The 21,140-nt window shown below is 66.2% G+C and carries 19 protein-coding genes and 1 other RNA gene; 8 read left to right on the top strand and 12 right to left on the bottom strand.

Translation table 11 applies throughout. The features are described from left to right. The gene (locus QUE25_RS03150) at nt 1-990 is read left to right on the top strand and encodes a YflT domain-containing protein (protein WP_286267488.1); all 990 of its coding nucleotides are present in this window, start codon (nt 1-3) and stop codon (nt 988-990) included. 43 nt (nt 991-1,033) lie between these two features. On the opposite strand, the gene QUE25_RS03145 is transcribed toward QUE25_RS03150, so the two are convergent. Continuing rightward, on the bottom strand, nt 1,034-2,491 hold the full coding sequence (locus QUE25_RS03145) for an aminopeptidase P family protein (protein WP_286267485.1): 1,458 nt from the start codon (nt 2,489-2,491) through the stop codon (nt 1,034-1,036). A gap of 123 nt (nt 2,492-2,614) precedes the next feature. Here QUE25_RS03145 and QUE25_RS03140 point away from each other — a divergent pair, with 123 nt between their 5' ends. Beyond that, nucleotides 2,615-3,355: a zinc ribbon domain-containing protein gene (locus QUE25_RS03140; RefSeq protein ID WP_286267483.1), complete on the top strand. Its 741-nt coding sequence runs from the start codon at nt 2,615-2,617 to the stop codon at nt 3,353-3,355. Between the two features lie 13 nt (nt 3,356-3,368). On the opposite strand, the gene QUE25_RS03135 is transcribed toward QUE25_RS03140, so the two are convergent. Then, entirely contained in the window at nt 3,369-3,812 is a 444-nt protein-coding gene (locus QUE25_RS03135) for a MarR family winged helix-turn-helix transcriptional regulator (RefSeq protein ID WP_286267481.1), read from the bottom strand. A gap of 109 nt (nt 3,813-3,921) precedes the next feature. Here QUE25_RS03135 and QUE25_RS03130 point away from each other — a divergent pair, with 109 nt between their 5' ends. Beyond that, nucleotides 3,922-5,748, top strand: a complete 1,827-nt coding sequence (locus QUE25_RS03130; RefSeq protein ID WP_286267479.1) for an ABC transporter ATP-binding protein — start codon at nt 3,922-3,924, stop codon at nt 5,746-5,748. Nucleotides 5,749-5,762: 14 nt separating this feature from the next. Continuing rightward, nucleotides 5,763-6,171, top strand: an RNA gene (rnpB, locus tag QUE25_RS03125) — RNase P RNA component class A. 108 nt (nt 6,172-6,279) lie between these two features. On the opposite strand, the gene QUE25_RS03120 is transcribed toward rnpB, so the two are convergent. Continuing rightward, the gene (locus QUE25_RS03120) at nt 6,280-7,563 is read right to left on the bottom strand and encodes a galactokinase (RefSeq protein ID WP_286267477.1); all 1,284 of its coding nucleotides are present in this window, start codon (nt 7,561-7,563) and stop codon (nt 6,280-6,282) included. Nucleotides 7,564-7,666: 103 nt separating this feature from the next. Beyond that, the gene (locus QUE25_RS03115; RefSeq protein WP_286267475.1) at nt 7,667-8,218 is read right to left on the bottom strand and encodes a YbaK/EbsC family protein; all 552 of its coding nucleotides are present in this window, start codon (nt 8,216-8,218) and stop codon (nt 7,667-7,669) included. Between the two features lie 50 nt (nt 8,219-8,268). On the opposite strand from QUE25_RS03115, the gene QUE25_RS03110 reads away from it, so the two are divergent. After that, nucleotides 8,269-8,919, top strand: a complete 651-nt coding sequence (locus tag QUE25_RS03110) for a TIGR01906 family membrane protein (RefSeq protein WP_286267473.1) — start codon at nt 8,269-8,271, stop codon at nt 8,917-8,919. Here the strand turns inward: QUE25_RS03110 and QUE25_RS03105 are convergent. From QUE25_RS03105 to QUE25_RS03095, 3 genes are all read right to left on the bottom strand, one after another. Then, on the bottom strand, nt 8,906-9,670 hold the full coding sequence (locus QUE25_RS03105; protein WP_286267472.1) for a hypothetical protein: 765 nt from the start codon (nt 9,668-9,670) through the stop codon (nt 8,906-8,908). The two genes, QUE25_RS03110 and QUE25_RS03105, sit on opposite strands and share 14 nt — an antisense overlap. A 69-nt stretch (nt 9,671-9,739) precedes the next feature. Next, nucleotides 9,740-10,606: a type I methionyl aminopeptidase gene (gene map, locus QUE25_RS03100; RefSeq protein WP_286268483.1), complete on the bottom strand. Its 867-nt coding sequence runs from the start codon at nt 10,604-10,606 to the stop codon at nt 9,740-9,742. A gap of 71 nt (nt 10,607-10,677) precedes the next feature. Next, on the bottom strand, nt 10,678-11,550 hold the full coding sequence (locus tag QUE25_RS03095; RefSeq protein WP_286267470.1) for a DUF2510 domain-containing protein: 873 nt from the start codon (nt 11,548-11,550) through the stop codon (nt 10,678-10,680). Nucleotides 11,551-11,666: 116 nt separating this feature from the next. Between QUE25_RS03095 and QUE25_RS03090 the strand changes: the two genes are divergently transcribed. Then, nucleotides 11,667-13,001 (top strand): glutamine synthetase family protein, encoded by a 1,335-nt coding sequence (locus QUE25_RS03090; RefSeq protein WP_286267468.1) that lies wholly within the window; start codon nt 11,667-11,669, stop codon nt 12,999-13,001. Between the two features lie 2 nt (nt 13,002-13,003). On the opposite strand, the gene QUE25_RS03085 is transcribed toward QUE25_RS03090, so the two are convergent. Then, nucleotides 13,004-13,753, bottom strand: coding sequence for a sterol carrier family protein (locus QUE25_RS03085; RefSeq protein WP_286267466.1), 750 nt, complete (start codon nt 13,751-13,753; stop codon nt 13,004-13,006). A 98-nt stretch (nt 13,754-13,851) separates the two neighbouring features. Between QUE25_RS03085 and QUE25_RS03080 the strand changes: the two genes are divergently transcribed. Beyond that, nucleotides 13,852-16,815 carry a bifunctional [glutamine synthetase] adenylyltransferase/[glutamine synthetase]-adenylyl-L-tyrosine phosphorylase gene (locus QUE25_RS03080; protein WP_286267464.1) on the top strand — a complete coding sequence of 988 codons (2,964 nt, stop codon included), beginning with the start codon at nt 13,852-13,854 and terminating at the stop codon, nt 16,813-16,815. Then, nucleotides 16,812-17,540, top strand: a complete 729-nt coding sequence (dprE2, locus tag QUE25_RS03075) for a decaprenylphospho-beta-D-erythro-pentofuranosid-2-ulose 2-reductase (protein ID WP_286267462.1) — start codon at nt 16,812-16,814, stop codon at nt 17,538-17,540. The genes QUE25_RS03080 and dprE2 overlap by 4 nt, the downstream gene beginning before the upstream one ends. Nucleotides 17,541-17,579: 39 nt before the next feature. Here dprE2 and QUE25_RS03070 read toward each other — a convergent pair whose 3' ends face one another. From QUE25_RS03070 to QUE25_RS03055, 4 genes are read right to left on the bottom strand one after another with little or no spacing between them, the layout of a single operon-like run. Then, nucleotides 17,580-18,422 carry an adenosylcobinamide-GDP ribazoletransferase gene (locus QUE25_RS03070; protein WP_286267460.1) on the bottom strand — a complete coding sequence of 281 codons (843 nt, stop codon included), beginning with the start codon at nt 18,420-18,422 and terminating at the stop codon, nt 17,580-17,582. After that, the gene (locus tag QUE25_RS03065; RefSeq protein WP_286267458.1) at nt 18,419-18,964 is read right to left on the bottom strand and encodes a bifunctional adenosylcobinamide kinase/adenosylcobinamide-phosphate guanylyltransferase; all 546 of its coding nucleotides are present in this window, start codon (nt 18,962-18,964) and stop codon (nt 18,419-18,421) included. Before QUE25_RS03065 ends, QUE25_RS03070 begins: the two co-directional genes overlap by 4 nt. Continuing rightward, nucleotides 18,961-20,040 carry a nicotinate-nucleotide--dimethylbenzimidazole phosphoribosyltransferase gene (cobT, locus tag QUE25_RS03060; protein ID WP_286267456.1) on the bottom strand — a complete coding sequence of 360 codons (1,080 nt, stop codon included), beginning with the start codon at nt 20,038-20,040 and terminating at the stop codon, nt 18,961-18,963. Before cobT ends, QUE25_RS03065 begins: the two co-directional genes overlap by 4 nt. A gap of 22 nt (nt 20,041-20,062) precedes the next feature. Next, nucleotides 20,063-21,139 (bottom strand): bifunctional glycosyltransferase family 2/GtrA family protein, encoded by a 1,077-nt coding sequence (locus QUE25_RS03055; RefSeq protein ID WP_286268482.1) that lies wholly within the window; start codon nt 21,137-21,139, stop codon nt 20,063-20,065. Between the last annotated feature and the right edge of the window lies 1 nt (nt 21,140).

Here is a 21,140-nt window from a genome sequence, read left to right as displayed (position 1 = left end):
ATGAACCAGCAACCACCCAAGTCGGCGCAAGAAATCATCAAGCTGAAGCGACCCAGGTCGGTCGCCGTCTACGACGACTACGTCGACGCTGCGCACGCCGTCGATTATCTTGCCGACCGGCAGTTCCCGGTGGCGACCCTGGCCATCGTGGGTACCGACCTGAAGAGCGTCGAGAGGGTCACCGGCAGCATGACCTGGGGCAAGGTGCTGCTGTCCGGCTTCCTGCAGGGGTCGACCTGGGCAGGCATGTTCGCCATCTTGATGTGGCTCCTGCAGCCCGGCATGAGCCTGCTCAACCTGCTGGCCATGGGCCTGCTCGGTTTCGGTCTGGTCGGCATGGCGATGTCGGCCCTGCAATACCGGATGCGTGGACGAGATCGTGACTACACGTCCACCACGGCGATCATCGCGACCCACTACGAGGTGCTCGCGGAGGCCGAATACGTCGACAAGGCACGCAGCCTGCTGAGTGGCGGCTCGGCGCAGACCCGCGAGGTCCAGCCGCAGCCGCAGGCCCAGTCGGTGACACCGCCGCAGCAAGTCGATCTGAACAAGCTGCCACCGCCGGCCTGGCCGACGAGTGCTTCGCCGGCCGCTCCCGGGCAGACCGCCGGGCCGGGGCAGGCCCCTGCATCCGGCCAGGCCGCAGCGGCCCCTGCGCAACAGCCGGCAGCATCGTCTCCAGGCGCGTCCAATATGTCCTACGGCCAGTACTGGAGCGAAGGCGACGCGCCCGGCATCGGCGATGTGCCGAAGCGTTTCGGCGGACCAGCCCAACCCGCGGTCTCCGAGAAGCCGGAAGGCGCAGACCACAAGCCGGAAAGCGCAGACCAGAAACCGGAAGGCGCAGACCAAGCAGACCAAGGCGACGCGCCCAAACGTGTCGGTGGCGCAGCCCAACCCGAAGAGTCCGAGAAACACCAAGGCCCCGAGCAAGGCTCGGCCCAGCCCCCGCGCCGAGGCGATTCGGCCGGTCCCTCGGGAGACTGAATCAGGCGTCCTCGGCGGACTGGCTCAGGTCGGCCAACCTGAATCAGGCCAGCAGGCCGGCCATCCAGGCTTCGACGTCGGCTGATTCACGGGGCAGTTGATCGCTGAGGATCTCGTAGCCGTCGGCGGTGATGAGGATGTCGTCCTCGATGCGCACGCCGATGCCGCGCAGTTCTTCGGGCAGCAACAGGTCGGTCGACTTGAAGTAGATGCCCGGCTCGACGGTGATCACCATGCCCGGCTTCAGCGGCCCCCGGTACTCCTCGCGGAGCGCTTGCGCACAGTCGTGTACATCCAGGCCCAGGTGGTGGCTGGTGCCGTGCACCATCCAGCGACGGTATTGCCCGCCCTCGACCGGGTCGAGGGCCTGCTCGGCGCTCACCGGCAGGACGCCCCAGTCCGCGAGCCGTTCGGCGATGACCGCGATGGCCGCCTGATGGACGTCGGAGAACAGTGCGCCCGGCTTGGCGGCTTCGAAACCCGCCTGTTGGGCGGCGCGCACGGCATCGTAGACCTTGCGCTGGGCATCGGTGAATCGTCCGTTCACCGGCATCGTGCGGGTGACGTCGGCGGTGAACAGGCTGTCGAGTTCGACTCCGGCGTCCATCAGCAGCAGATCACCGTCGTGCAGGTCGCCATCGTTGCGGATCCAGTGCAGGGTGTTGGCGTGGTCGCCGGACGCGGCGATCGTGTCGTAGCCGACTGCGTTTCCCTGATGGCGGGCGTGCAGACCGAAGACACCCTCGACCCAACGCTCACCGCGCGGTTTGGCGAGCGCGTTCGGCAGTTCGCGCACCACGGCCTCGAAACCGACGGCGGTCGCCTGGCAGGCCTGACGTAGCTGGGCGACCTCGAAGTCGTCCTTGATCAGGCGCAGCTCGCTGAGGGTGACGACCAACTCGGCATCCTCGCGATCGCCACGTCCTCGCCAGGCGTCGAGCTTGTTTGCCAGGCTCGGGTCGGTCTCGCGCAGCATTCGCGTGGGGGTCTGCGAGGCCATCTTCTGCAGGGCGGGCTCCAGCTCATCGATGTTCGCCGTTCGCAGTTGGCCCAAAGCGGCCATCTCATCCAGCGATTCGCGCTGGCCGACCCACATCTCGCCGTAGCGCGGGTTGCCGTAGAACTCCTCATCGGTGCGCGGCACGCGAGGGTGGAAGTAGAGCGTCGAGGTATGACCACCGGCGGCCGGCTCCATCACCAAGACGGCGTCGGGCTCACGGTCGGTGCCCAGACCCGTCAGCCAGGTGAAGGCCGAATGCGGGCGGAAGGGGTAGTCGCAGTCGTTGCTGCGCGGCTTGAGACTGCCGGCCGGAATGATCAGGCGTTCGCCCGGATAGATCGCGGAGAGCTTCTTGCGATGCGCGGCCGCTGCCACCGCGCCCGGCAGTGGAGCGGGCGGCTCACTGCTGTAGGGCGCCCAACCCTCGCAGATGAACTGCTTGAAGGCGTCCGAGAAGGGCGACTGTCGGTTGGTCAGGGTCGCTTTCTCGCCGTTAGCCATGAAGTCCTCCGAAACACATCTGGGCGGTGATTCGTGTTCGATCCTACTCGCGCGCGTTTTCCCCTACTGCTGGCTGGGCGCTGGGCCGAAGCTCTAAGCTCGGGGCAACGAAAGGTTTCATCGATGCAAGCTGATCCCGGTGCGCAGCGCGCACTGCTGCAGGTCGCCGAACTGGATACCAAGGTCGCCAGGTTGCGCCACCGCCGCTCGACCCTTCCCGAAAACGCCAAGCTCGCCGAATTGCAGGCTACCCGCACCAAACTGAGCGAGCAGATCGTTGCCGCTCAGACCCGCAGGGGAGACGCCGAGGCCGAGCAGGAGCGGGTTGAGATCGATCTGGCTCCGGCGCGCGCCCGTTTGGTGCGCAATCAGCAGAAGATCGATGCGGGAATGATCGCGGCCAAGGCGCTGCAGCCGATGCTCGACGAGATCGAACACCTGCGCGGACGCATCGCCACGTTGGAGGACACCCAACTCGACATCATGCAGCAGGTCGAGGACGAGACCGCGACCAGCGACAAGCTGGCCGCCGAGCGCAAGGGGATCGAGACCGCGATGCGCGACCTGCTGGTGCAACGCGACAAGGCCGCGCGCGAACTCGATCAACAGATCGAAGGCTTCGGTGAGCAGCGCAAGACGCTGGCTGGACGGTTGCCCGCAGAGTTGATCGCGCTGTACGACAAGATCGCTCAGCGCGCCGGTGGCACCGGAGCCGCCGAACTACGAGCCCGTCGCTGCGGCGGCTGCGGCCTGGAGTTGGATGTCAGCGAACTCAAACGGCAGGCGACGGCGGCTCCCGATCAGGTGCTGCGCTGTGAGGAGTGCGGCCGGATCCTGGTCCGCACCGAGAGCTCTGGGCTGTGAACTGCTCGGTTCGCTAGTCGGGTTGGCGATCCAGCACCTGAAGGATGCGGCGCAATTGTGCGCGGTCGGCTGCGTCCAGGGCGGAAAGGAAGGCTTCGCCCTGCTCGGCGCGCACTTTGCCGATCTGTTCGGAGCGTTGGATGCCTGCCGGGGTCGCGCTGACCAGGATCGCGCGCCGGTCGCCGGGGTCGGGCTCGCGGATCAGCAGACCTGCACCGACCAGCGCGTCCACCACATCGGTTGCTGACCGCAGACTGATGTGCAGCTGCTCGGCAAGCTTGCTCGGGCGAAGGGGCCCGAGCTTGATGATCTGACGCAATGCCCTGGCCTGATGCGGGCTGACGCCGTAGGGTTCCAATGCGCTCAGCGTCGCGCGCCGCTGCTGGCGGGCCACTCGCGCGAAGAGTTCGCCCAAGTCGTCGCTGGTGCCCTGATGATCATCTGCCTGTTCGCTCACGGCACTGTCCTTCTACCCGCGTCGCCTGTCGAGGCTTGTTCCGGCTATTTTGCTGAGGTAACCTCTTAATTGTTCTACCTCAGCATATCGTGGATGAAGGTGATTCTCCATGGCAGATCAGAGTCGCATGAGCGCCTACGGACCGCAGCGCATCGATCCCGCCGACAAGGCACAGCTTGCGGAATCCCCGGTGCGCTGGCAGCGGATCGCCCGGTTGTTCGCCCCTCAGCGCTGGCGACTACTGCTCCTGCTGGGCATCATCGTCGTGATCTCGGCCGTCGGCATGGGGCAGCCCTTCCTGCTGCGCGCAGTGATCGACGATGCGCTACCCAACCGCGACACGCATCTGCTTGTTGTGCTGGTGGCGGCGATGATCGGGATCGCGGTGGTCACTGCGATCGGTGGAGTGTGGCAGACCTGGCTGGCGAGCGCCATCGGCGAGCGCGTCATGCACAATCTGCGTGTCGATGTCTTCGCGAACATCCAGCGTCAATCGATCGACTTCTTCAAGCGCACCCGCGCCGGTGAGATTCAGTCACGACTGGTCAACGATGTGGCCGGCTTGCAGTCTGTGCTCACCACGACCGCCACCTCGGTAGCGTCCAATCTGACCACCGCGGTCGCCACGGCCATCGCGATGGTCGCCCTCGATTGGCGGCTCTCGTTGATCTCTTTGATCATCCTGCCGCCCGCGATCTGGGGCACCCGCAAGGTCGCCCTGGTACGCCGCGATCTCACGCGGGCCCGGCAGCAGGCCATGTCGCGGCTGCACAACGAGGTGGACGAATCACTCAGCGTCAGTGGTGCGCTGTTGTCGAAGACCCTCGGTATCGCCGATCGGCGGACCGAGTCGTTCTCGGCTGTCTCAGCCACCCTGATCGATCTCGACATGCGCTCCCAATTGGCCGGACGCTGGCGGATGGCGACGATGAGCATCATCTTCGCTGCGCTGCCGGCGATCATCTATTTGGCGGCGGGTTTCGGGCCGGTCGACGGTCGTCTCACGATCGGCACGGTGGTGGCGTTCACTGCCCTGCAATCCCAGATCTTCCGCCCAATCATGGGGCTGCTCAATATCGGAGCCCAGTGGGTGGCCTCGATGGCCCTGCTCAGCCGGATCTTCCAGTATCTGGATCTGGTGCCGCAGGTTGCTGCGCCCGCCGATCCGGTACGAGTGGACCCGGATCGGCTGCGCGGGGAGATCCGCTACGAACACGTGAGCTACGTCTACCCGGATGCCGACCGGCCCGCCCTGGACGACATCGATCTGACGATCCCCGCGGGCAGTTCGGTCGGCCTGGCCGGCTCGACCGGGTCGGGCAAGTCGACTGCTGCGTCCCTGCTGTCGCGACTTGCCGATCCGACCGAAGGTCGCATCACGATCGACGGCATCGACCTTCGCGACTTCGATCCCACCACCTTGGCGTCCATCGTCGGGGTGGTCACCCAGGAGACCTATCTGGTGCACGACAGCCTGCGGGGGAATCTGCTGCTGGCCAAGCCGGAGGCCACTCAGGCCGAGCTGTGGGGCGCACTCGAGGCCGCCCGGATCGCCGACGTGGTGCGCAGTCTTCCTGATGGGCTGGACACGGTGGTGGGCGCCCGCGGTCACCGGTTCAGCGGGGGAGAGCGCCAACGTATCGCGGTGGCCCGGACGCTGCTACGCAACCCTCGCGTGCTGATCTTGGACGAGGCGACCAGCGCCCTGGACACCAATACCGAGCACGAGCTGCAGGCGGCGCTCGACCACCTCGCCAGCGGTCGCACCACCTTGACCATCGCGCACCGGCTCAGCACGATCCGTGAGGCTGACCAGATCGTGGTGCTCGACCACGGACGGATCGCCGAGCGTGGCACTCATGAGGAGTTGCTGGCTCTCGGTGGACGCTACGCCGAACTGGACGGCGGGTACGCGGTTGGGGTGAACGCGGCATAGAATGGTCGATTGGACGAGTCGGCTGGGTGATCGCGGCGCAAGCTGAGGAAAGTCCGGGCTCCACAGGGCGAGGTGGTGGGTAACGCCCACCCGGGGTGACCCGCGGGACAGTGCCACAGAAAACAAACCGCCCGGATACCGTTCCCCTCGGGGATCCCGGTCCGGGTAAGGGTGAAACGGCGGTGTAAGAGACCACCGCGCGATTGGTGACAGTCGCGGCACGGCAAACCCCACCTGGAGCAAGACCAAGAGGACGCCTGCGGGCGTCTGCGGAAGTAACTGAGGGCTGCCCGCCCGAGCTTCCGGGTAGGTCGCACGGCTGGGTCGCAAGGCCCAGCGGAAGGCCGCCAGCAATGGCGGTCGCAGATGGATGATCACCGCCCCCATGGGGCACAGAACCCGGCTTACAGGCCGGCTCGTCCCTCAGTTTCACTGGTTTGACTACCAGGCCCCCGAATGGTGGTTGCTCCAGATCGGACAAACTAGCAACCGTTGTGGAGTTCGTAAGCAGCGGGACTGAGTGCGGCCTGCTCAGTCAGCGATGACGACGCCACCGGCGGGGCGGATGTGCAGGATCGCGCAGCTGCCCGCACCGAGCACGGCGTCCATACCGGCACGGAAGTCCTCGGCTCGATCAACTGGCACGTAGGCCTGGATCGTGCCGGCGAACCCTCCGCCGTGCACGCGGACCGCGCCGCGTCCAGCCAGCAGGTGGTCGGCCAGCGCCAGCGTCACGCCGACGGCCTGCTGATGCGGGTCAGCGGTGCTGAACAGATTCTGCAGCTGCATCGCGGACGAGACACCCGAGGCCCGGACCAGCTCCAGGAAGTCGGGGAAGCGTCCCTCGACTAGCGCTGCCGCCTGCTTGGGCACGCGAGCATTGTCGCCGAAGAAGTGGGCGGCCCGCAGCACCGCACGGTCACCGGTCGCCGCCCGCACCGCCTGCAGCTCGGCCCAGAAGTCGGCTTCGCGAACCTCGCTCAGATACTGCTTACCGAAGTGCTGGGACACCGCGCGCATCTCGTCGGTGATCGCAGCGTATTCGCTGGTCAGGTCGGCATGGTCGGCCCCGGAGTCCACGATGCACAGCACATGCCCGGAGGCGGCCATGTCGAACGCGATCGGCTCGACGAGCGGATTCGCGGGGTCGGCGAAGTCGATATGCACAACCCCGCCGAGTGAGCTGGCCATCTGATCCATCAGGCCGGATGGCTTGCCGAAGAAGGTGTTCTCCGCGTACTGCCCGATCTGGGCGAGCTCGACGGGGGAGAGTTCGTCGTTGCAGAACAGGTGGTTGACGATCACGCCGACAAGGACCTCGTAGGCTGCCGAGGACGACAGCCCCGACCCGCCGGGCACCTGTGAGGTGATGCAGGCATCGATCCCTCCTACCGCATATCCGCGGTCGGTCACGGCCCGGCACACCCCGCGTACCAGCGCCGCGGACGTGCCCACCTCAGCGGGATCCGGCTCCAGGGCTGCCGTATCCAGCTCAAGTGCGGGGTAGCCGTCCGAGATGATCCTGATGGTGGTGGACCCGTTCGGCGCCGCGCAGGCGACCATGTCGAGATTCACCGATCCGGCCAGCACATGGCCGCGCTGATGGTCGGTGTGATTGCCGCCCATCTCGGTGCGTCCCGGGGCCGAGAAGAGCCCGGCGTCCGCCTCGCCGAAATCGGCCGCGAAACGCTCGATCAGCGCCGCCAACCGCTCGCGCGTCGATGCGATCTCCACGCTGTCGGCCGCATAGATCCGCCGGATCTCGGTGTCGAGTTCTCCTCCGGAGAGCCGAGTCTTCAAATCGTCGAGCTTCACGTCGTCCCCTGCCTCATTGCATGCCCAGGCAGGAGCCTAGTCGACCATCGCCGCCCCAGATCCCGACCCGCGGTTCGTCCTCGATCGGTCTCTGATCAGCCCCTCAGGCGGTCGGCACCGGGTGCGCCAGACCATCTTGACGCACCGCGGTGGGCAACGTCAGCAGGTCCGCGCCGGGCATGAACAGCTTGGCCTCGCGCACCCCCGCGCCCAGGCAGATCCACTCGCAGTCGGCGACCGCGCCATCGACCCAGACCGGCCAATCCTCCGGCAGCCCGACCGGGGTGATGCCGCCGTAGGCCATGGCGGACGCCTCGACGGCCTCGTCCATCGGAGCGAACGAGCACTTGCGCACATCGAGGGCCTGCTTGACGAAATGGTTGACGTCCACCCGGTGGGTCGCCAGCACCTGGCAGGCCACCTTACGCACCTCACCGGAGCGCTTGCCCGTGATCAACACGACATTGGCCGAAATCCCCAACGGCACGTCATAGCGGGCGCACATCGCCTCGGTGTCGCTGACGGCCGGATCAATCGGAGCCACCAGCGCCTCGGGCAGGTACTGCTGCACCGCGCGAAACGTGGCAGGCGCCAGCAGTTCCGGGTGCTCAATGGCGGGCAAGGGATCGAGTTGACCGAAAACAGGGTTGTGCATGGATTCCAGCCTGCCACGCCCACTCACGCAGTCGCGCTAGTCTCGCCTCCATGAAACGAGCAGCCAGCGTGCTGGCATCGGTGGCCGTTGCGGGAGCCATCTTGGGCAATTCGGTGACCGCAGTCCTCGCCGCGACGTTTACCTATCCCTGGTTCTCGGCGGGCCTGGTCAACAACTACGACCTCACTGCGGCCCAGATGCAGGCCAACTACGACCGGGTGGTGCACTACAGCCTCTTCCCCTGGGTGAGCGAACTCCGGCTCGACACCTTGCCGATGTCCGATTCCGGACGCCAGCACTTCGCCGATGCCAAAGACCTCTTCCAGGTCTTCGTGCAGGCGGGGCTGATCTGCCTTGTCATCGCGCTGGTCCTGGGCATCTGGCTGTGGCGCAGGCATCGTTCGTCCGGGTTCTTGATCGCCGGCGGCATCATCACGCTGGCCTCGCCGCTGCTGATAGCGATTCCTCTGATGATCAATTTCGACCGGTCGTTCGTGGTCTTTCACGAACTGTTCTTCGACAACGATCTGTGGATTTTCGACCCGCGCACCGACCCCATCATCAATTACCTGCCGGAATCACTGTTCATGCGCAACGCGTTCGCGATTCTGGTGCTCATGATCGTGCTCAGCGTCGCCGTGATCATCTGGGGACGATGGGCCGGCCGCCGCGCGGCGCGGGCCCGGCTCAGTGCTGAATGATCTCGGTCCGCAAACTCACCTGATCACGTAGCGCGGCCGTCTCTTGCTCGCTGGTCGTCATCACATACAGCCCGATCGTCAGGTCTTCGGCGGGCAGATAGGTGACATCGATCTGCGCAGCCATCCGACAGGCCGGATACTGCTGGTCGGTGGCCGGGGGTGTCCCGAACTGCAGATACGAGGCCAAGAACCCGTCGGGGGTGTGCTCGGGGCAGTTCGTCAACACCGCTGCCTGGTAGCTCGTCCAATCACGGCCGGCGAACGACACCGACGCGGCGTCCGAGCTCAGTACATCGAACTGGCTCTCGGCAAAACCCAGGCCCAGCGCGGGCAGCGCAAACCCGCGCTGATCGAACTCCGCGACCCGCGTGACCTCGGCATCGGTCAGCTCCCGCCCCAGACCCTGCACGTAATAGGCGCCGACATAGGCGCCGTGCAACGGATCGTCCGGATCGAAGATCGCGCTGTATCCGCGCCACGGTTCGAAATCGGCGAAGGTGAAATCGACCGTGAACCGCACGTCGGAGCCCAGCCAGGCAGACATTGCCGAATCCGCGTTGAAGGTGATCATCCGGGGATACAGGCCGGTGCCGGCCAGCGGCATCTCGGCTCGGACCCCGGCATCGTGAGGCACCGAATCGCGCTCGTAGACCTGGTCGTAGCCAGCCATCAGCGCCAGCGATCGCCAGCGGGCAAACCACGGGTTGAATGCCAGATTGGCCAGCAGCACCAGCACAACAGCAACGGCCACCAGCCATCGGCGGCGCCGACGGCGTGGTGGCCGCTGGGGGCTCATCTCGATCGCCCGGGGTGCTCGGAATCAGTTGGTGACGCTCTGCGGAACCTTGCCGCCGAGGATCAGCTCGCCGCTGCTCGGCACGGTGAGGATCTCCGTGCCGGTGTCGGTGACCACCAGGGTCTGCTCGAACTGTGCGCACCAGGAGCCGTCCTGAGTCACCACGGTCCAGCCGTCGTCCCACTGCTTGGTGCGGGCGCTGCCCAGTGTTAGCATCGGCTCGATCGTGAAGGTCATCCCGGGCTCCATGATCGTGTTCAGCATCGGCTCGTCGTAGTGCAGCACGATCAGCCCCGAATGAAATGCGGTGTGCACACCATGACCGGTGTACTCGCGCACCACTCCGTACCCGAAACGCTTGGCGTAGGCCTGAATGACTCGGCCGATCACCGACAGCGGACGCCCGGGCTTGACCGCCTTGATGCCCCGGTACATCGCCTCCCGGGTGCGTTCGGTGAGCAGCCGGGCCTCGTCGGAGACCTCGCCCACGAAGAATGTTGCGCAGTTGTCGCCGTGCACGCCATTGATATAAGAGGTCGAGTCGATCTTGACCAGATCGCCCTCCTCGAGCGGCCGGCCGTCCGGGATGCCGTGGCAGATGACCTCGTTGACCGAAGTGCAGATGCTCTTCGGATATCCGCGGTAGTTCAGGGACGCCGGGTAGGCGCCGTGGTCGCACAGGTACTCATGGGCGACCGCATCCAGATGATCAGTGGTCACCCCGGGACGGATCTCCGCGGCGGCGACCAGGATCGAATCGGCGGCGATCCGGCCGGCGAGCCGCATCGCTTCGATGACCTCCGGGGTCTGCACGTGAGAACCGTGGTACTGCTCAGCCGCCATCACCCCGGCATACGGGGGTTTCGGCACGCTGGCAGGAACGTGACGCATCGGGCTGATCGGGTACGGTCTGATTGGTTGACTCACCTAGCCGATTCTAGGCGCCCCGGTAACTACCCGGCTCAGTCGACCCTGAGCGAGGCGATGCAGTCGTCCACGAGTCGCTGGCGGGCATCGTCACCGATGGTCACCGAGGAGAAGAAAATGCCCATCCGGTTGGCCTGGCCGATGTCCACGACATAGATGTCGACCACATCGCCCTCGATCTCGGGCATATCCGGTGATGCGATACGTACCTCGGAGCGCATATGCCAGGCGGAGTGTCCGCTGATGGTCGTCGCTTCGTCGACTAGGTCGATTCGTTCGGTGAAGTTCAGGTAGTAGCCCGACGATGCGTAGCATTCCATCGATTGCCGGGCAGAGATCTGAGGGCTGTCGAAGCCATCCTCGTAATTCAATTGACCGACTGCGACATTGCTCATCCAGCCGGTGCGCACGAAATCTTCCTGGGTATGCAGATCGGAGACCCACTGCAGATACATGGAGTAGTCGTCCCACCCGGCGATTCGTTGCACCGAGATGCCGCCCCCGCGCAGCCGGCCGTCATTGCTCTGCCTGGTCTGGTCCTTGTTCGCCGTGATCGGGCAGTCGATGGTGCTCGCGGCCGTGGTTGGCGGCGGTGTCGGCGATGAGGTCTCATCCCAGCCACTGACCGTCGGGGTGGACGAGTTGGTGTCCTCCGGCACGTTGCCCCCGAATCCGCCGGTCCGGTTGCCGAAGACGAACCAGGCGATGATCAGCACCGTGACCACCGCGATTGCGCCGATGATCAGGAATGTCCGGTCACGACCCGAGGAGCGTCCGCCGCCCCCGCCGGTGCTCGGAGCCGGGTCGGAAGGATTGGCCGTCGTCTCGTTGGACCAAGCCGAGCCGTTCCAGTAGCGGAAGCGGCCCTGACCGCCAGCGGGATCGGGGTACCAACCAGGCATAGACATGCCATGCAGTCTATGTGGATCTCGGAACGTGATTGTCGTGACAACCGCACGATCGTGTTGCCGTCTCCAGTCGGCTCCTCGCGCGATCTGGCACGGATGCTGGCAGACTTAAGGCTATGGATCGTCAGACCGAGTTCGTTCTGCGCGCTGTCGAGGAGCGCAACGTCAAGTTCATCCGCCTCTGGTTCACCGACGTGCTCGGTTACCTCAAGTCAGTCGCCATCGCCCCTGCCGAACTCGAAGGCGCCTTGGTGGAAGGCATCGGCTTCGACGGCTCGGCGATCGAGGGCTATGCCCGCATCTACGAAGCGGACATGATCGCCCATCCCGACCCGGGAACCTTCCAGTTGCTGCCGTGGCGCACCCAGGCGGGTACTGCCCGGATGTTCTGCGACATCTCGATGCCCGACGGATCCCCGGCGATGGCCGATCCTCGGCACGTCCTCAAGCGCGCGCTCAAGCGCGCCGCCGACATGGGCTTCACGTTCTACACCCACCCCGAGATTGAGTTCTTCCTGCTCCGCACCCCGCTGCAGCCCGGTGTCGAGCCGATCGCTTTGGACACCGGCGGCTACTTCGACCACAACACCATGGACGAGGGCACCGACTTCCGTCGCGATGCCATCAACATCCTCGAGCAGATGGGTATCTCGGTCGAGTTCAGCCATCACGAGGCGGCCCCCGGTCAGCACGAAATCGATCTGCGGTACGCGGACGCGCTGGCGATGGCCGACAACATCATGACCTTCAAGGTGGTGCTGAAAGAGGTCGCCATCGCCCAGGGCATCCGGGCGTCCTTCATGCCGAAGCCGTTCACCGACCATGCGGGTTCGGGCATGCACACCCATATGAGCCTGTTCGAAGGCGACCAGAACGCCTTCTACGACGCCACCGACGAACTCCGGATGAGCAAGATCGGCAAGCACTTCATCGCCGGACTGCTGGCGCACGCGGCCGAGATCACCGCGGTGACCAATCAGTGGGTGAACTCCTACAAGCGGCTCGCCTGGGGCGGTGAGGCTCCCAGCTATGTGTGCTGGGGACGCAACAACCGGTCGGCGCTGGTCCGGGTCCCGCTGTTCAAGCCCGACAAGGCCAGCTCCGCCCGTGTCGAGTACCGGGCCATGGACTCGGCCTGCAATCCCTATCTCGCCTACGCGCTGCTGCTGAACGCCGGTCTGGACGGAATCGAGAAGGAGTTGCCGCTGCCACGCGAGGCCGAGGACGATGTCTGGTCGCTCTCCGAGCGTGAGCACGCTGCGCTGGGCATCGCCTCTCTGCCACGCAATCTGGAGGGTGCTGTCGAGCTCATGGAGTCCAGCGAACTGGTCGCCGAGACCCTCGGCGAACACGTCTTCGACTTCTTCTTGCGCAACAAGCGGGCCGAATTCGACTCCTACCGCCGCGAGGTCACTCCCTGGGAACTGAGGACGCTGCTGCCGAAGCTGTGAGTTCAGCGGATCTTGACGATCGGGAACATCCTGGCCGTCTCTCCGGCGTGCACGCCGGAGAAGGTCAGGGTGCCACTGGCCGCGGCGCGTTGCCAGCTCTGTCGTCCGGTCGCCAGTTCCCAGAAGGTCTCGGGCGCGAACTCCACCACATTCGGTGGTGTGCCGCGAGTGTGTGATGGCCCCGCGCTCAGCGCTCCCACCTGGACCGCCGCGTAGGGCGGAATGCGGACCTCGATAGTGCGTCCCGGATAGCGCTCGGTCAGCACCTGGGTGAGTGCTCGCACCGATTCGGTCATCGCGGCCCGTTCGGCTGTGGCGAGTTCCTCCAGCGCCAGGTCGACCACCATGATGACATTCGCGCGCAGATAGTCGGTCAGTCGAACCGTGCCGAAGCGGCTAGCCACGGTGTCCGGCAGCGGCAGGCGGCTCAATGCGTCGGACAGTTCGCAGGTCAGCGGTTCCAGTTGGCGTGCCAGTGTGGCAGCGGTCTCATCGCCCATGATGCCGCTCACCTTCTCGGCGACATCGTCGGCAGCACGCGATCGCTCCAGCAGGTGATCGCTCAACGACATCGGCGTGCTGACAGCCGGCGAATCCAAGGTCACCAAGGTGTCGTTCACCAGGTGCATCAGGCGCCCGAGGCCATATCGCGAGAGCTGGCCGGGCGGGGCGACCAGTGCGTCCAATTGCGACAGGAGGGCAGCGTAGATCCGAGCCATCGAGCGATGAGCACGCTCTACCAAGTCCTCCACCCCTCACAGCGTAGGCATCGAATTCGATCCTCAGGTGACGTGCCAGTGACGAACAGATGACCACTCATTGCTGATACTAGCGACTAGGCTGATGAACCATGAGCGGACGCACCAGCACCGCGGTCGGTGACCTCGCCCGGCGCGGCTTCAGCGACGCAAGCCGCGCGCAGCAGATGGTGGACGCCATCGTCGCCCGGCATCCGGCGTGCACCGATCCCGATGGACTGCTCGACATCTTGGCCGGCGCCGCCGATCCCGATCTGGCACTGCAAGGCATCTCCGCGCTCGACGAGTCTGCCACTGATCTGGCCGGCGAGATCTTCATCGACGAAGACTGGCTGGTGCGCCTGGTAACCGTGCTGGGCGGCAGCCAGGCCCTCAATCAGTTCGTCCGAGCTCATCCCGGCGCTACGCAGGTCATCCGGACTCCTCCGCGCCGGCTCAAGGCCGCCGACCTTCGGGCCGCGATGCTGGAGGCTGTCGTGGGCGCGGGCAGTTGGGCGGACGATCTGATCGTGGACGACCCGGCGGCCCCCGATCGGCTGCGGCTGGCGAACAAGTACCAGCTGCTGCGGATCGCCACTCGCGATCTCTGCCATCCACGACCTGTCGAGATCGTGGACGATGTGGCCGGCGAGCTGGCTGATCTGGCCGACGCGGTCATGGGTCTGGCGCTGGCGTGCGCCCGTTCTCAGGTGCCCGGCCAGGAGAAGACCCGGCTCGGGGTGGTGGGGCTGGGCAAATGCGGCGCACGCGAGTTGAACTACCTGTCCGATATCGATGTGCTCTATGTCGCCGAGCCGGCTGACGACCAGCTCGGCGTCGAGGACGCCATGCAGATCGGCACGAAACTGGCAGCCGCGATGACTCGCGTGTGTTCGGCACATTCCGGGGCGGGCACGATCTGGCAGGTGGACGCGGCCCTGCGTCCCGACGGGAACGCCGGACCGCTCGTCCGGACTCTCGCTTCGCACCGGTTCTACTACGAGAAATGGGCGAAGAACTGGGAGTTCCAGGCGATGCTCAAGGCCCGGCCGATGGCCGGTGATCTGCAACTCGCGCAGGACTTCGTCGACATGGTCTCGCCGATGGTCTGGCAGGTCGGCGGCCAGCCGAACTACATGACCGAGACTCAGGCGATGCGCCAGCGGGTGGTCAACCTGATCCCGGCCCGCGAACGCGACCGCGAGATCAAGCTGGGGGCGGGCGGCCTGCGCGATGTGGAGTTCAGCGTCCAGGTGCTGCAGTTGGTGCATGGACGCGCCGACGAGCGGCTACGCACCACCGCGACCCTGCCGTCGCTGGCACGCCTGGTCGAACACGGGTATATCGGGCGCGCCGACGGCACCAACCTGGACGAGTCCTACCGTTTCATGCGGGTCCTGGAGCACCGCGAACAGCTCTTCCGGCTGCGTCGCACCCACCTGATGCCCGACGATCCCACGGACTTGCGGCGGTTGGCCCGCCAGATGGGCCTCGATGACGGCGAGAAACTGTGGGATCTGTGGCGTCACGTGGCCCGGCACGTCAAGCGGCTGCAGCAGCGGGTCTTCTATTCACCGCTGCTCGAGGCGGTCAGCAAGCTGTCGAGCGATGAGCTGAAGCTTTCCCCCGAAGCGGCCTCCGACCGGCTGCGGGCGCTCGGCTTCAGCGATCCACGCGCGGCGCTGCGCCATATCGAGGCGCTCACCACCGGTCTCAACCGGACCGCGGAGATTCAGCGGCAGCTGATGCCCGCGATGCTCGGCTGGTTCAGCGACGGCCCCAACCCCGACCTCGGACTGCTCAGCTTCCGCAGACTGTCCGAAGAGATGAGCTCCACCTCGTGGTACATGCGGGCGCTGCGCGATGAAGGGTGGATGGCCGAGCGGCTGGCGAAGATCTTGTCGACCAGCCGGTACATCAGCGATCTGCTGCGCCGCGATCCGGCGGTTGCTCAACTTCTGGTCAGCGACGAGATCAGTAAGCCGCGAAGCCGCGAGGATCTCAACGATTCGATGCTCAAGATCGTCGAACGGCACAGCGAATCACCCGAACCGGCGATCAACGCGGTCCGGTCCTTGCGACTGCGGGAGCTGTTCCGGCTCGCAGCCGGCGATGTGCTCGGCACCATGGAACTCGCCGATGTCGGGCGTGGCCTCAGCGATCTCACGGGGGCGAGCGTGGACGCCGCCCTGCGCATCGCGATGGGCGCAGACGGACCGCGGGTACCGATCGGCATCGTGGCCATGGGCAGCTGGGGCGGCGGCGAGATGGGCTACTCATCCGACGGTGATGCGATGTTCGTCGTCGGTGACGAGTGCGAGCCCGACGACCTGGCCTGGGCCGAGAAAGTCATCGCCCGGATGCGGGCGCTGCTGTGGGGTCCCGGTCCCGAACCCGCGCTGGTCATCGACGCCGATCTTCGCCCGGACGGACGCAACGGCCCGATGGTCCGCCGGCTCGGCAGCTATCTGAGCTACTACCGGCGCTGGAGCGACACCTGGGAGTCTCAGGCTCTGCTGCGCGCGAGCTTCGGGGCGGGCGATCGCGAGCTGGTCGATCGGCTGCTGGAGGGCATCACCTTCCGCCGATACCCCGCCGACGGCATCAATCCCACCCAGGTCGCCGCGATCCGCCAGCTCAAGGGACGCATGGAGCGCGAGCGGACCCGCCGCGGCGCCGCGACCGAGAATCTCAAGCTCGGGCCGGGTGGGTTGAGCGACATCGAGTGGACCGTGCAGTTGCTGCAGTTGCAGCATGCGGGCCAGATGCCGAAGCTGCGGGTGCCCGGGACCCAGGACGCACTGGAGGTCGCCCGGAAGACGATGCTGATCAGCGACACCGATGCCGAGGCGCTGTCGGTGGCCTGGCAGTTGGCCAGCCAGCTGCGAAACAAGGCCATGCTGGTGCGGGGACGACCCTCTGATCTGTTGCCCTCCGATCCGCGGGAGACAGCCTCGGTGGCGACCCTGCTCGGCTACGAGCACGCCCAGGCGTCACAGCTCATGGATGCCTGGGCGAAGGCTGCCAGGCACGCATCTCAGGTAGTGGGGCGCCTTTTCTGGGGCCTGAATCGATGAGAATCCTGTTGCTCGGCGGGGCCAGCGAGCTCGGCTTGGCAATCGTCGGCGAACTGATGGCCGACCAGCCTGCAGATGTCGTGCTGGCCGGCCGTCCCGGCTCCCGGCATCGGGAAGCAGCCATCGAATCCATCCGGGAAGCCGGCGCGGCCTCGGTGCGATGGCTGGACTTCGATGCTGCCGATCCCGCCGGGCACCCGGCGGTCATTCAGGCGGCCTTCGACCAGCCGGTGGACGTGGCGATCGTGGCTTTCGGCGTGCTGGACGACCCCACGACCTGGCTCGATCATGCGGCGACGGTGCGGCTCGCCCAGACCAACTACGTCGGTGCACTCAGTGTGGGCGCCCTGCTCGCTCAGCAGATGCGTGCGCAGGGCCACGGCCAGATCATCGCATTGAGCTCGGTGGCGGGGGAGCGCACCCGGCGCTCGAACTTCGTCTACGGCTCGTCGAAGGCGGGCATGGACGGCTACTATCTGCAGCTTGGGGTGGCCCTCAAGGACTCCGGGGTGAACGTGCTGGTGGTTCGTCCAGGGGCAGTGAATGGACGCATGACCGCCGGCCGCAGGCGGGTGCCGATGTCGGTCACTCCGCAGCAGGTGGCGCGGGCCACCGTGGAGGCGATGCGACGGGGCAAGGCGATGATCCGTGTGCCCGCCGGTTTCGGGCCGCTGATGGCGGTCTACCGCAATCTTCCCGCGGGCCTGGCCAGCCGCTTGTTCTGACCACACCGCTCCGCAGGGACGATCCGGTGTCGCGGCGCATCAGAATGCGGCGACTCGGAAGGCGGCGGACAGCGCGAGCGAACCGGCCAGTGCGCAGACTGCCGTGGTGACCTCGATGATGGCGCCGAACATGTCACCGCTCAGCCCGCCGAAGGCGCCGACCAGCCGGTGCACCCAGACCAATGAGACCAGCACGGCGATCGCCAGTGAGCAGCCCAGCCCGATGGCGCCGACCCATCCGGCTGCCCACCAGCCCAAGCCGACAGCGACTGCGGCGATCAGCAGCATCTGGATGGCGATCTGGGTGGGCGGCGTCACCTCGTGGAACAGCGCCCCGAAGCCACCTTTGCGGGCAGCGGGCACACCGGGGCGGGAGGCGATCAGGATCGCGGCCCGCCCGACGGCCGGAGCGAGAATCGCCAGCACGAGCAGGGTGCGTGCATCGGGGGCTGCCGACAAGGCGCCGACCTGCACCAACAAGACCAGGACGATTGCTGCGACACCCATGGCACCGGTGTCGGGGGTGCGCATGATCTCCAGCGCGCGGGCGGCGTCACGTCCTTCTTTGCGGCTGCCCAAGGCAGCCAGCCCGTCGAAGCAGTCGGCCAGGCCGTCCAGATGCATCGCGCCGGCCAATGCCTGCCAGATAAGGAGCACGATGACGGCTGCCAGTAAGTGAGCCCCACTCACTAGCAGCGTCGCGGCACCGGCCAGACCTGCCGCCAATCCGAAAAGCGCGCCCAGGGTGGGAAACCAGCGCAAAGCCCGGCGGGTTTCGTTCTCGCCGATCTCAGTGAATGCCGGCATCGGGATGATGCTGAAGAATCCCGCCGCCAGTACCAGACCGGACCGGCGGGGTGCCGCACCTGTGGCGCCGCTCACTTCAGCCTGGCCGGAATACCGGCGGTGCAGAACCAGACCTCGTCCACGACCTCGGCCAGGCGCATGTTGAGCACGCCCATTTCGTCGCGGAAGCGCCGGCTGCCCGCCTCAGCAGGCACCAGGCCCTGCCCGACCTCGTTGCTGACCGCGACCACGGGCCTGGTCGCGCGAGCGAACGCCCCGACGGCCTCCTCGACGGCGGCCTTCAGGGCCTCATCGCAACCCGGCCGTTCATCCCAGATTCCCGCCAGATCCATCTGGCGAGTCAGCCAAACGGTCATGCAGTCGATGAGCAACGGTGTGGTGGTCTCCCGCGACAGTTCGCCGGCGAGCTCAAGGGTCTCGATGGTCGTCCAGTGCGAGGGGCGCCGCCGCCGGTGCACGCGGACGCGTTCGACCCATTCGGGATCGTCGTCGGGCACCTGCGACGTGGCAAGGTAGTCGACGGCCGGGGCATGCGCGAAGTGCTGTTCGGCGAAGGTCGACTTGCCCGAGCGGGCACCGCCCAGCACCAGCAGTCGCGCGATCCGAGGCTCGCTCACTCGTCCACCTTGCCGGACACCCCGGCGTCGGCGAAGGTGGCCATGTCGCGCAGCACCCGGGCGGCACCGCGGATGATCGGCAGCGCCATCAGGGCGCCGCTACCTTCACCGAGCCGCAGCTCGAGATCGCACAGAGCCGGCAGCCCCAGCGCCTCGAGCGCTACCTTGATGCCCGGCTCGTCACCGAGGTGACCTGCGAACAGATAACCGATGAGATCGGGCTGCAGACCGGTGGCCACCAGCGCCGCGGAGCAGCTGAGCACGCCGTCGAGAATCACCGGGACTCGGTGGGCCGCGCCCCCGAGCATGAAGCCGGCCATGCCCGCCAGCTCGAGGCCGCCCAGCGCGGCCAGCACGCCGAGCGGATCGGACGGATCGGGATCGTGCAGGGCGATGCCGCGGCGAACGACATCGACCTTGCGCTGCAGCATGACGTCATCGGAGCCGGCGCCGCGTCCGGTGGTCAGCTGGGGGTCGGTACCGGTCATCGCCGCGATCAGTGCCGACGCCGAGGTGGTGTTTCCGAGCCCGACTTCGCCGGTCAACAGCACGTCTGCGCCGCCGGCGACGGCCTGGTCGGCCAGGGCAATGCCCACCTCGATCGCGCGCTGAGCTTCCTCCCGAGTCATCGCGGAGGTCTGGGTGAAGTCAGCGGTACCGCTGCGCACCCGCAGGCGGCGCAGCCCCGGAGCATCCGGCACACCGTTGGCCAACCCGATGTCGACCGGCCAGATCTGGGTGCCGGTCTCGGGCGCCAACGCATTGATGGACGCGCCGCCGTAGCACATGTTGATGAGCATCTGCACGGTGACCTCTTGCGGCCAGCAGGTGATGTTCTGCTCGTAGACTCCGTGGTCGCCCGCGAAGACTGCCAATACCGGATGAGTGGGTACCGGTGGCGGTACCTGGCCACAGATCGCACTCAGCTGGCAGCCGATGACTTCCAGCAGTCCCAGGGATCCCGGTGGCTTGGTCAACTGACACTGTCGGTCCTCGGCGGCTGCGAGCGCTTTGGAGTCGGTGGGGGTGATGGATGAAATGGTTCTGCCCAGCAGCGAACCAGGATCGATGGTCATCATCGTCCTTCCAGGGGTCTTGTCAGCGGACGCCTAATTTTTGCACAGCGTCGGAATCGTCGGGCGCCGGTGCGGTGTCCTCGTGCTGGGCTCGGTGGCGATGCGCGAATACCCGGGTGGATTGGACGACATAGCTGACAGTAAGTAAGGACACCTCAGTAACGATCTTCGCGACTGCTGCGCCGGTGAGCGGGGTGAGCGTCCACATCAGGACGAGGTTGCCGATCAGGACGACGACGGCCAGCGCGGCATAGCCGGGGAGTGTCTGGCGCACCGCAAGGGGCGCTTGAGCGGCGAAGACGTAGCGGCGGTTGACCGTGTAGTTGACTGTCGCGCTGACCAGCCGGGCGCCGATCACCGACAGGGTCAGCACACCGGTGCCGGCCAGCAGCAGCGCGAGCATCGCGCAGTCGATGCCGAAGCCCAGCAGCGAACTGCCGATGAATCCCAGCAAGGGGCGGTAGATGAGCCAGGAATCTCGGACCGGCCGGAAATGGCTGGACGCGTTGCCGTCCTCGTAGACGGTCTTGATGGGTACCTGCCGGACGCGCATCCCCTGCTGGCTCGCCCTCACCAGGAGGATGAGCTCATAGTCGAACCGGTCGCCGTCGATCGTGCACAGCCAGCTGAGCATTCGTGCGGGATAGGCGCGCAGCCCTGTCTGGGTGTCGCTGATCGCCAGTCCGGTTGCTGCCCGGAAGAGCGATCTCGTTGCGGCATTGCCGATCCGTGACCGCAGCGGGACCTTGCCGGAGAATTCCCGCACACCCAGCACCATGTTGGGGTCGCCGTCGTCGAGGGCATCGGCGACCTTGGTTATGTCGGCCGGTGTGTGTTGACCATCGCCGTCGGCGCAGACCACCGGCTCGCCCGGAAAGTGCCGGGCGATGTACTCGAACCCGGTACGCAGTGCCTTGCCTTTACCTCGGTTGATCCGGTGATGGATGACGGTGCAACCGAGACGTTCGGCTGCGGCGAACCAGTGGGCGTAGCGCTGGCTCGAGCCGTCGTCCACGATGACGATCTGCTGACCGGACAGGTGGGTCAGGAGGGTCAGTAGTCTGCGATCGGGCTCGTAGCTGGGTATGAGGATGACCATG

Origin of the sequence: Brooklawnia propionicigenes, assembly GCF_030297015.1 — a bacterium.
Classification (GTDB): Bacteria; Actinomycetota; Actinomycetes; order Propionibacteriales; family Propionibacteriaceae; genus Brooklawnia; species Brooklawnia propionicigenes.
Note: the sequence above shows the minus strand (reverse complement) of the source record. Positions and strands in the feature narration are given on the sequence as shown.

Excerpts from the sequence above, each read along its gene's own strand:
- QUE25_RS03150 (WP_286267488.1), top strand. The coding sequence starts at position 1 with ATGAACCAGCAACCACCCAAGTCGGCGCAAGAAATCATCAAGCTGAAG.
- QUE25_RS03145 (WP_286267485.1), bottom strand. The coding sequence starts at position 2,491 with ATGGCTAACGGCGAGAAAGCGACCCTGACCAACCGACAGTCGCCCTTC.
- QUE25_RS03140 (WP_286267483.1), top strand. The coding sequence starts at position 2,615 with ATGCAAGCTGATCCCGGTGCGCAGCGCGCACTGCTGCAGGTCGCCGAA.
- QUE25_RS03130 (WP_286267479.1), top strand. The coding sequence starts at position 3,922 with ATGGCAGATCAGAGTCGCATGAGCGCCTACGGACCGCAGCGCATCGAT.
- QUE25_RS03115 (WP_286267475.1), bottom strand. The coding sequence starts at position 8,218 with ATGCACAACCCTGTTTTCGGTCAACTCGATCCCTTGCCCGCCATTGAG.
- QUE25_RS03110 (WP_286267473.1), top strand. The coding sequence starts at position 8,269 with ATGAAACGAGCAGCCAGCGTGCTGGCATCGGTGGCCGTTGCGGGAGCC.
- map (WP_286268483.1), bottom strand. The coding sequence starts at position 10,606 with ATGCGTCACGTTCCTGCCAGCGTGCCGAAACCCCCGTATGCCGGGGTG.
- QUE25_RS03095 (WP_286267470.1), bottom strand. The coding sequence starts at position 11,550 with ATGTCTATGCCTGGTTGGTACCCCGATCCCGCTGGCGGTCAGGGCCGC.
- QUE25_RS03090 (WP_286267468.1), top strand. The coding sequence starts at position 11,667 with ATGGATCGTCAGACCGAGTTCGTTCTGCGCGCTGTCGAGGAGCGCAAC.
- QUE25_RS03080 (WP_286267464.1), top strand. The coding sequence starts at position 13,852 with ATGAGCGGACGCACCAGCACCGCGGTCGGTGACCTCGCCCGGCGCGGC.
- dprE2 (WP_286267462.1), top strand. The coding sequence starts at position 16,812 with ATGAGAATCCTGTTGCTCGGCGGGGCCAGCGAGCTCGGCTTGGCAATC.
- cobT (WP_286267456.1), bottom strand. The coding sequence starts at position 20,040 with ATGACCATCGATCCTGGTTCGCTGCTGGGCAGAACCATTTCATCCATC.
- QUE25_RS03055 (WP_286268482.1), bottom strand. The coding sequence starts at position 21,139 with ATGGTCATCCTCATACCCAGCTACGAGCCCGATCGCAGACTACTGACC.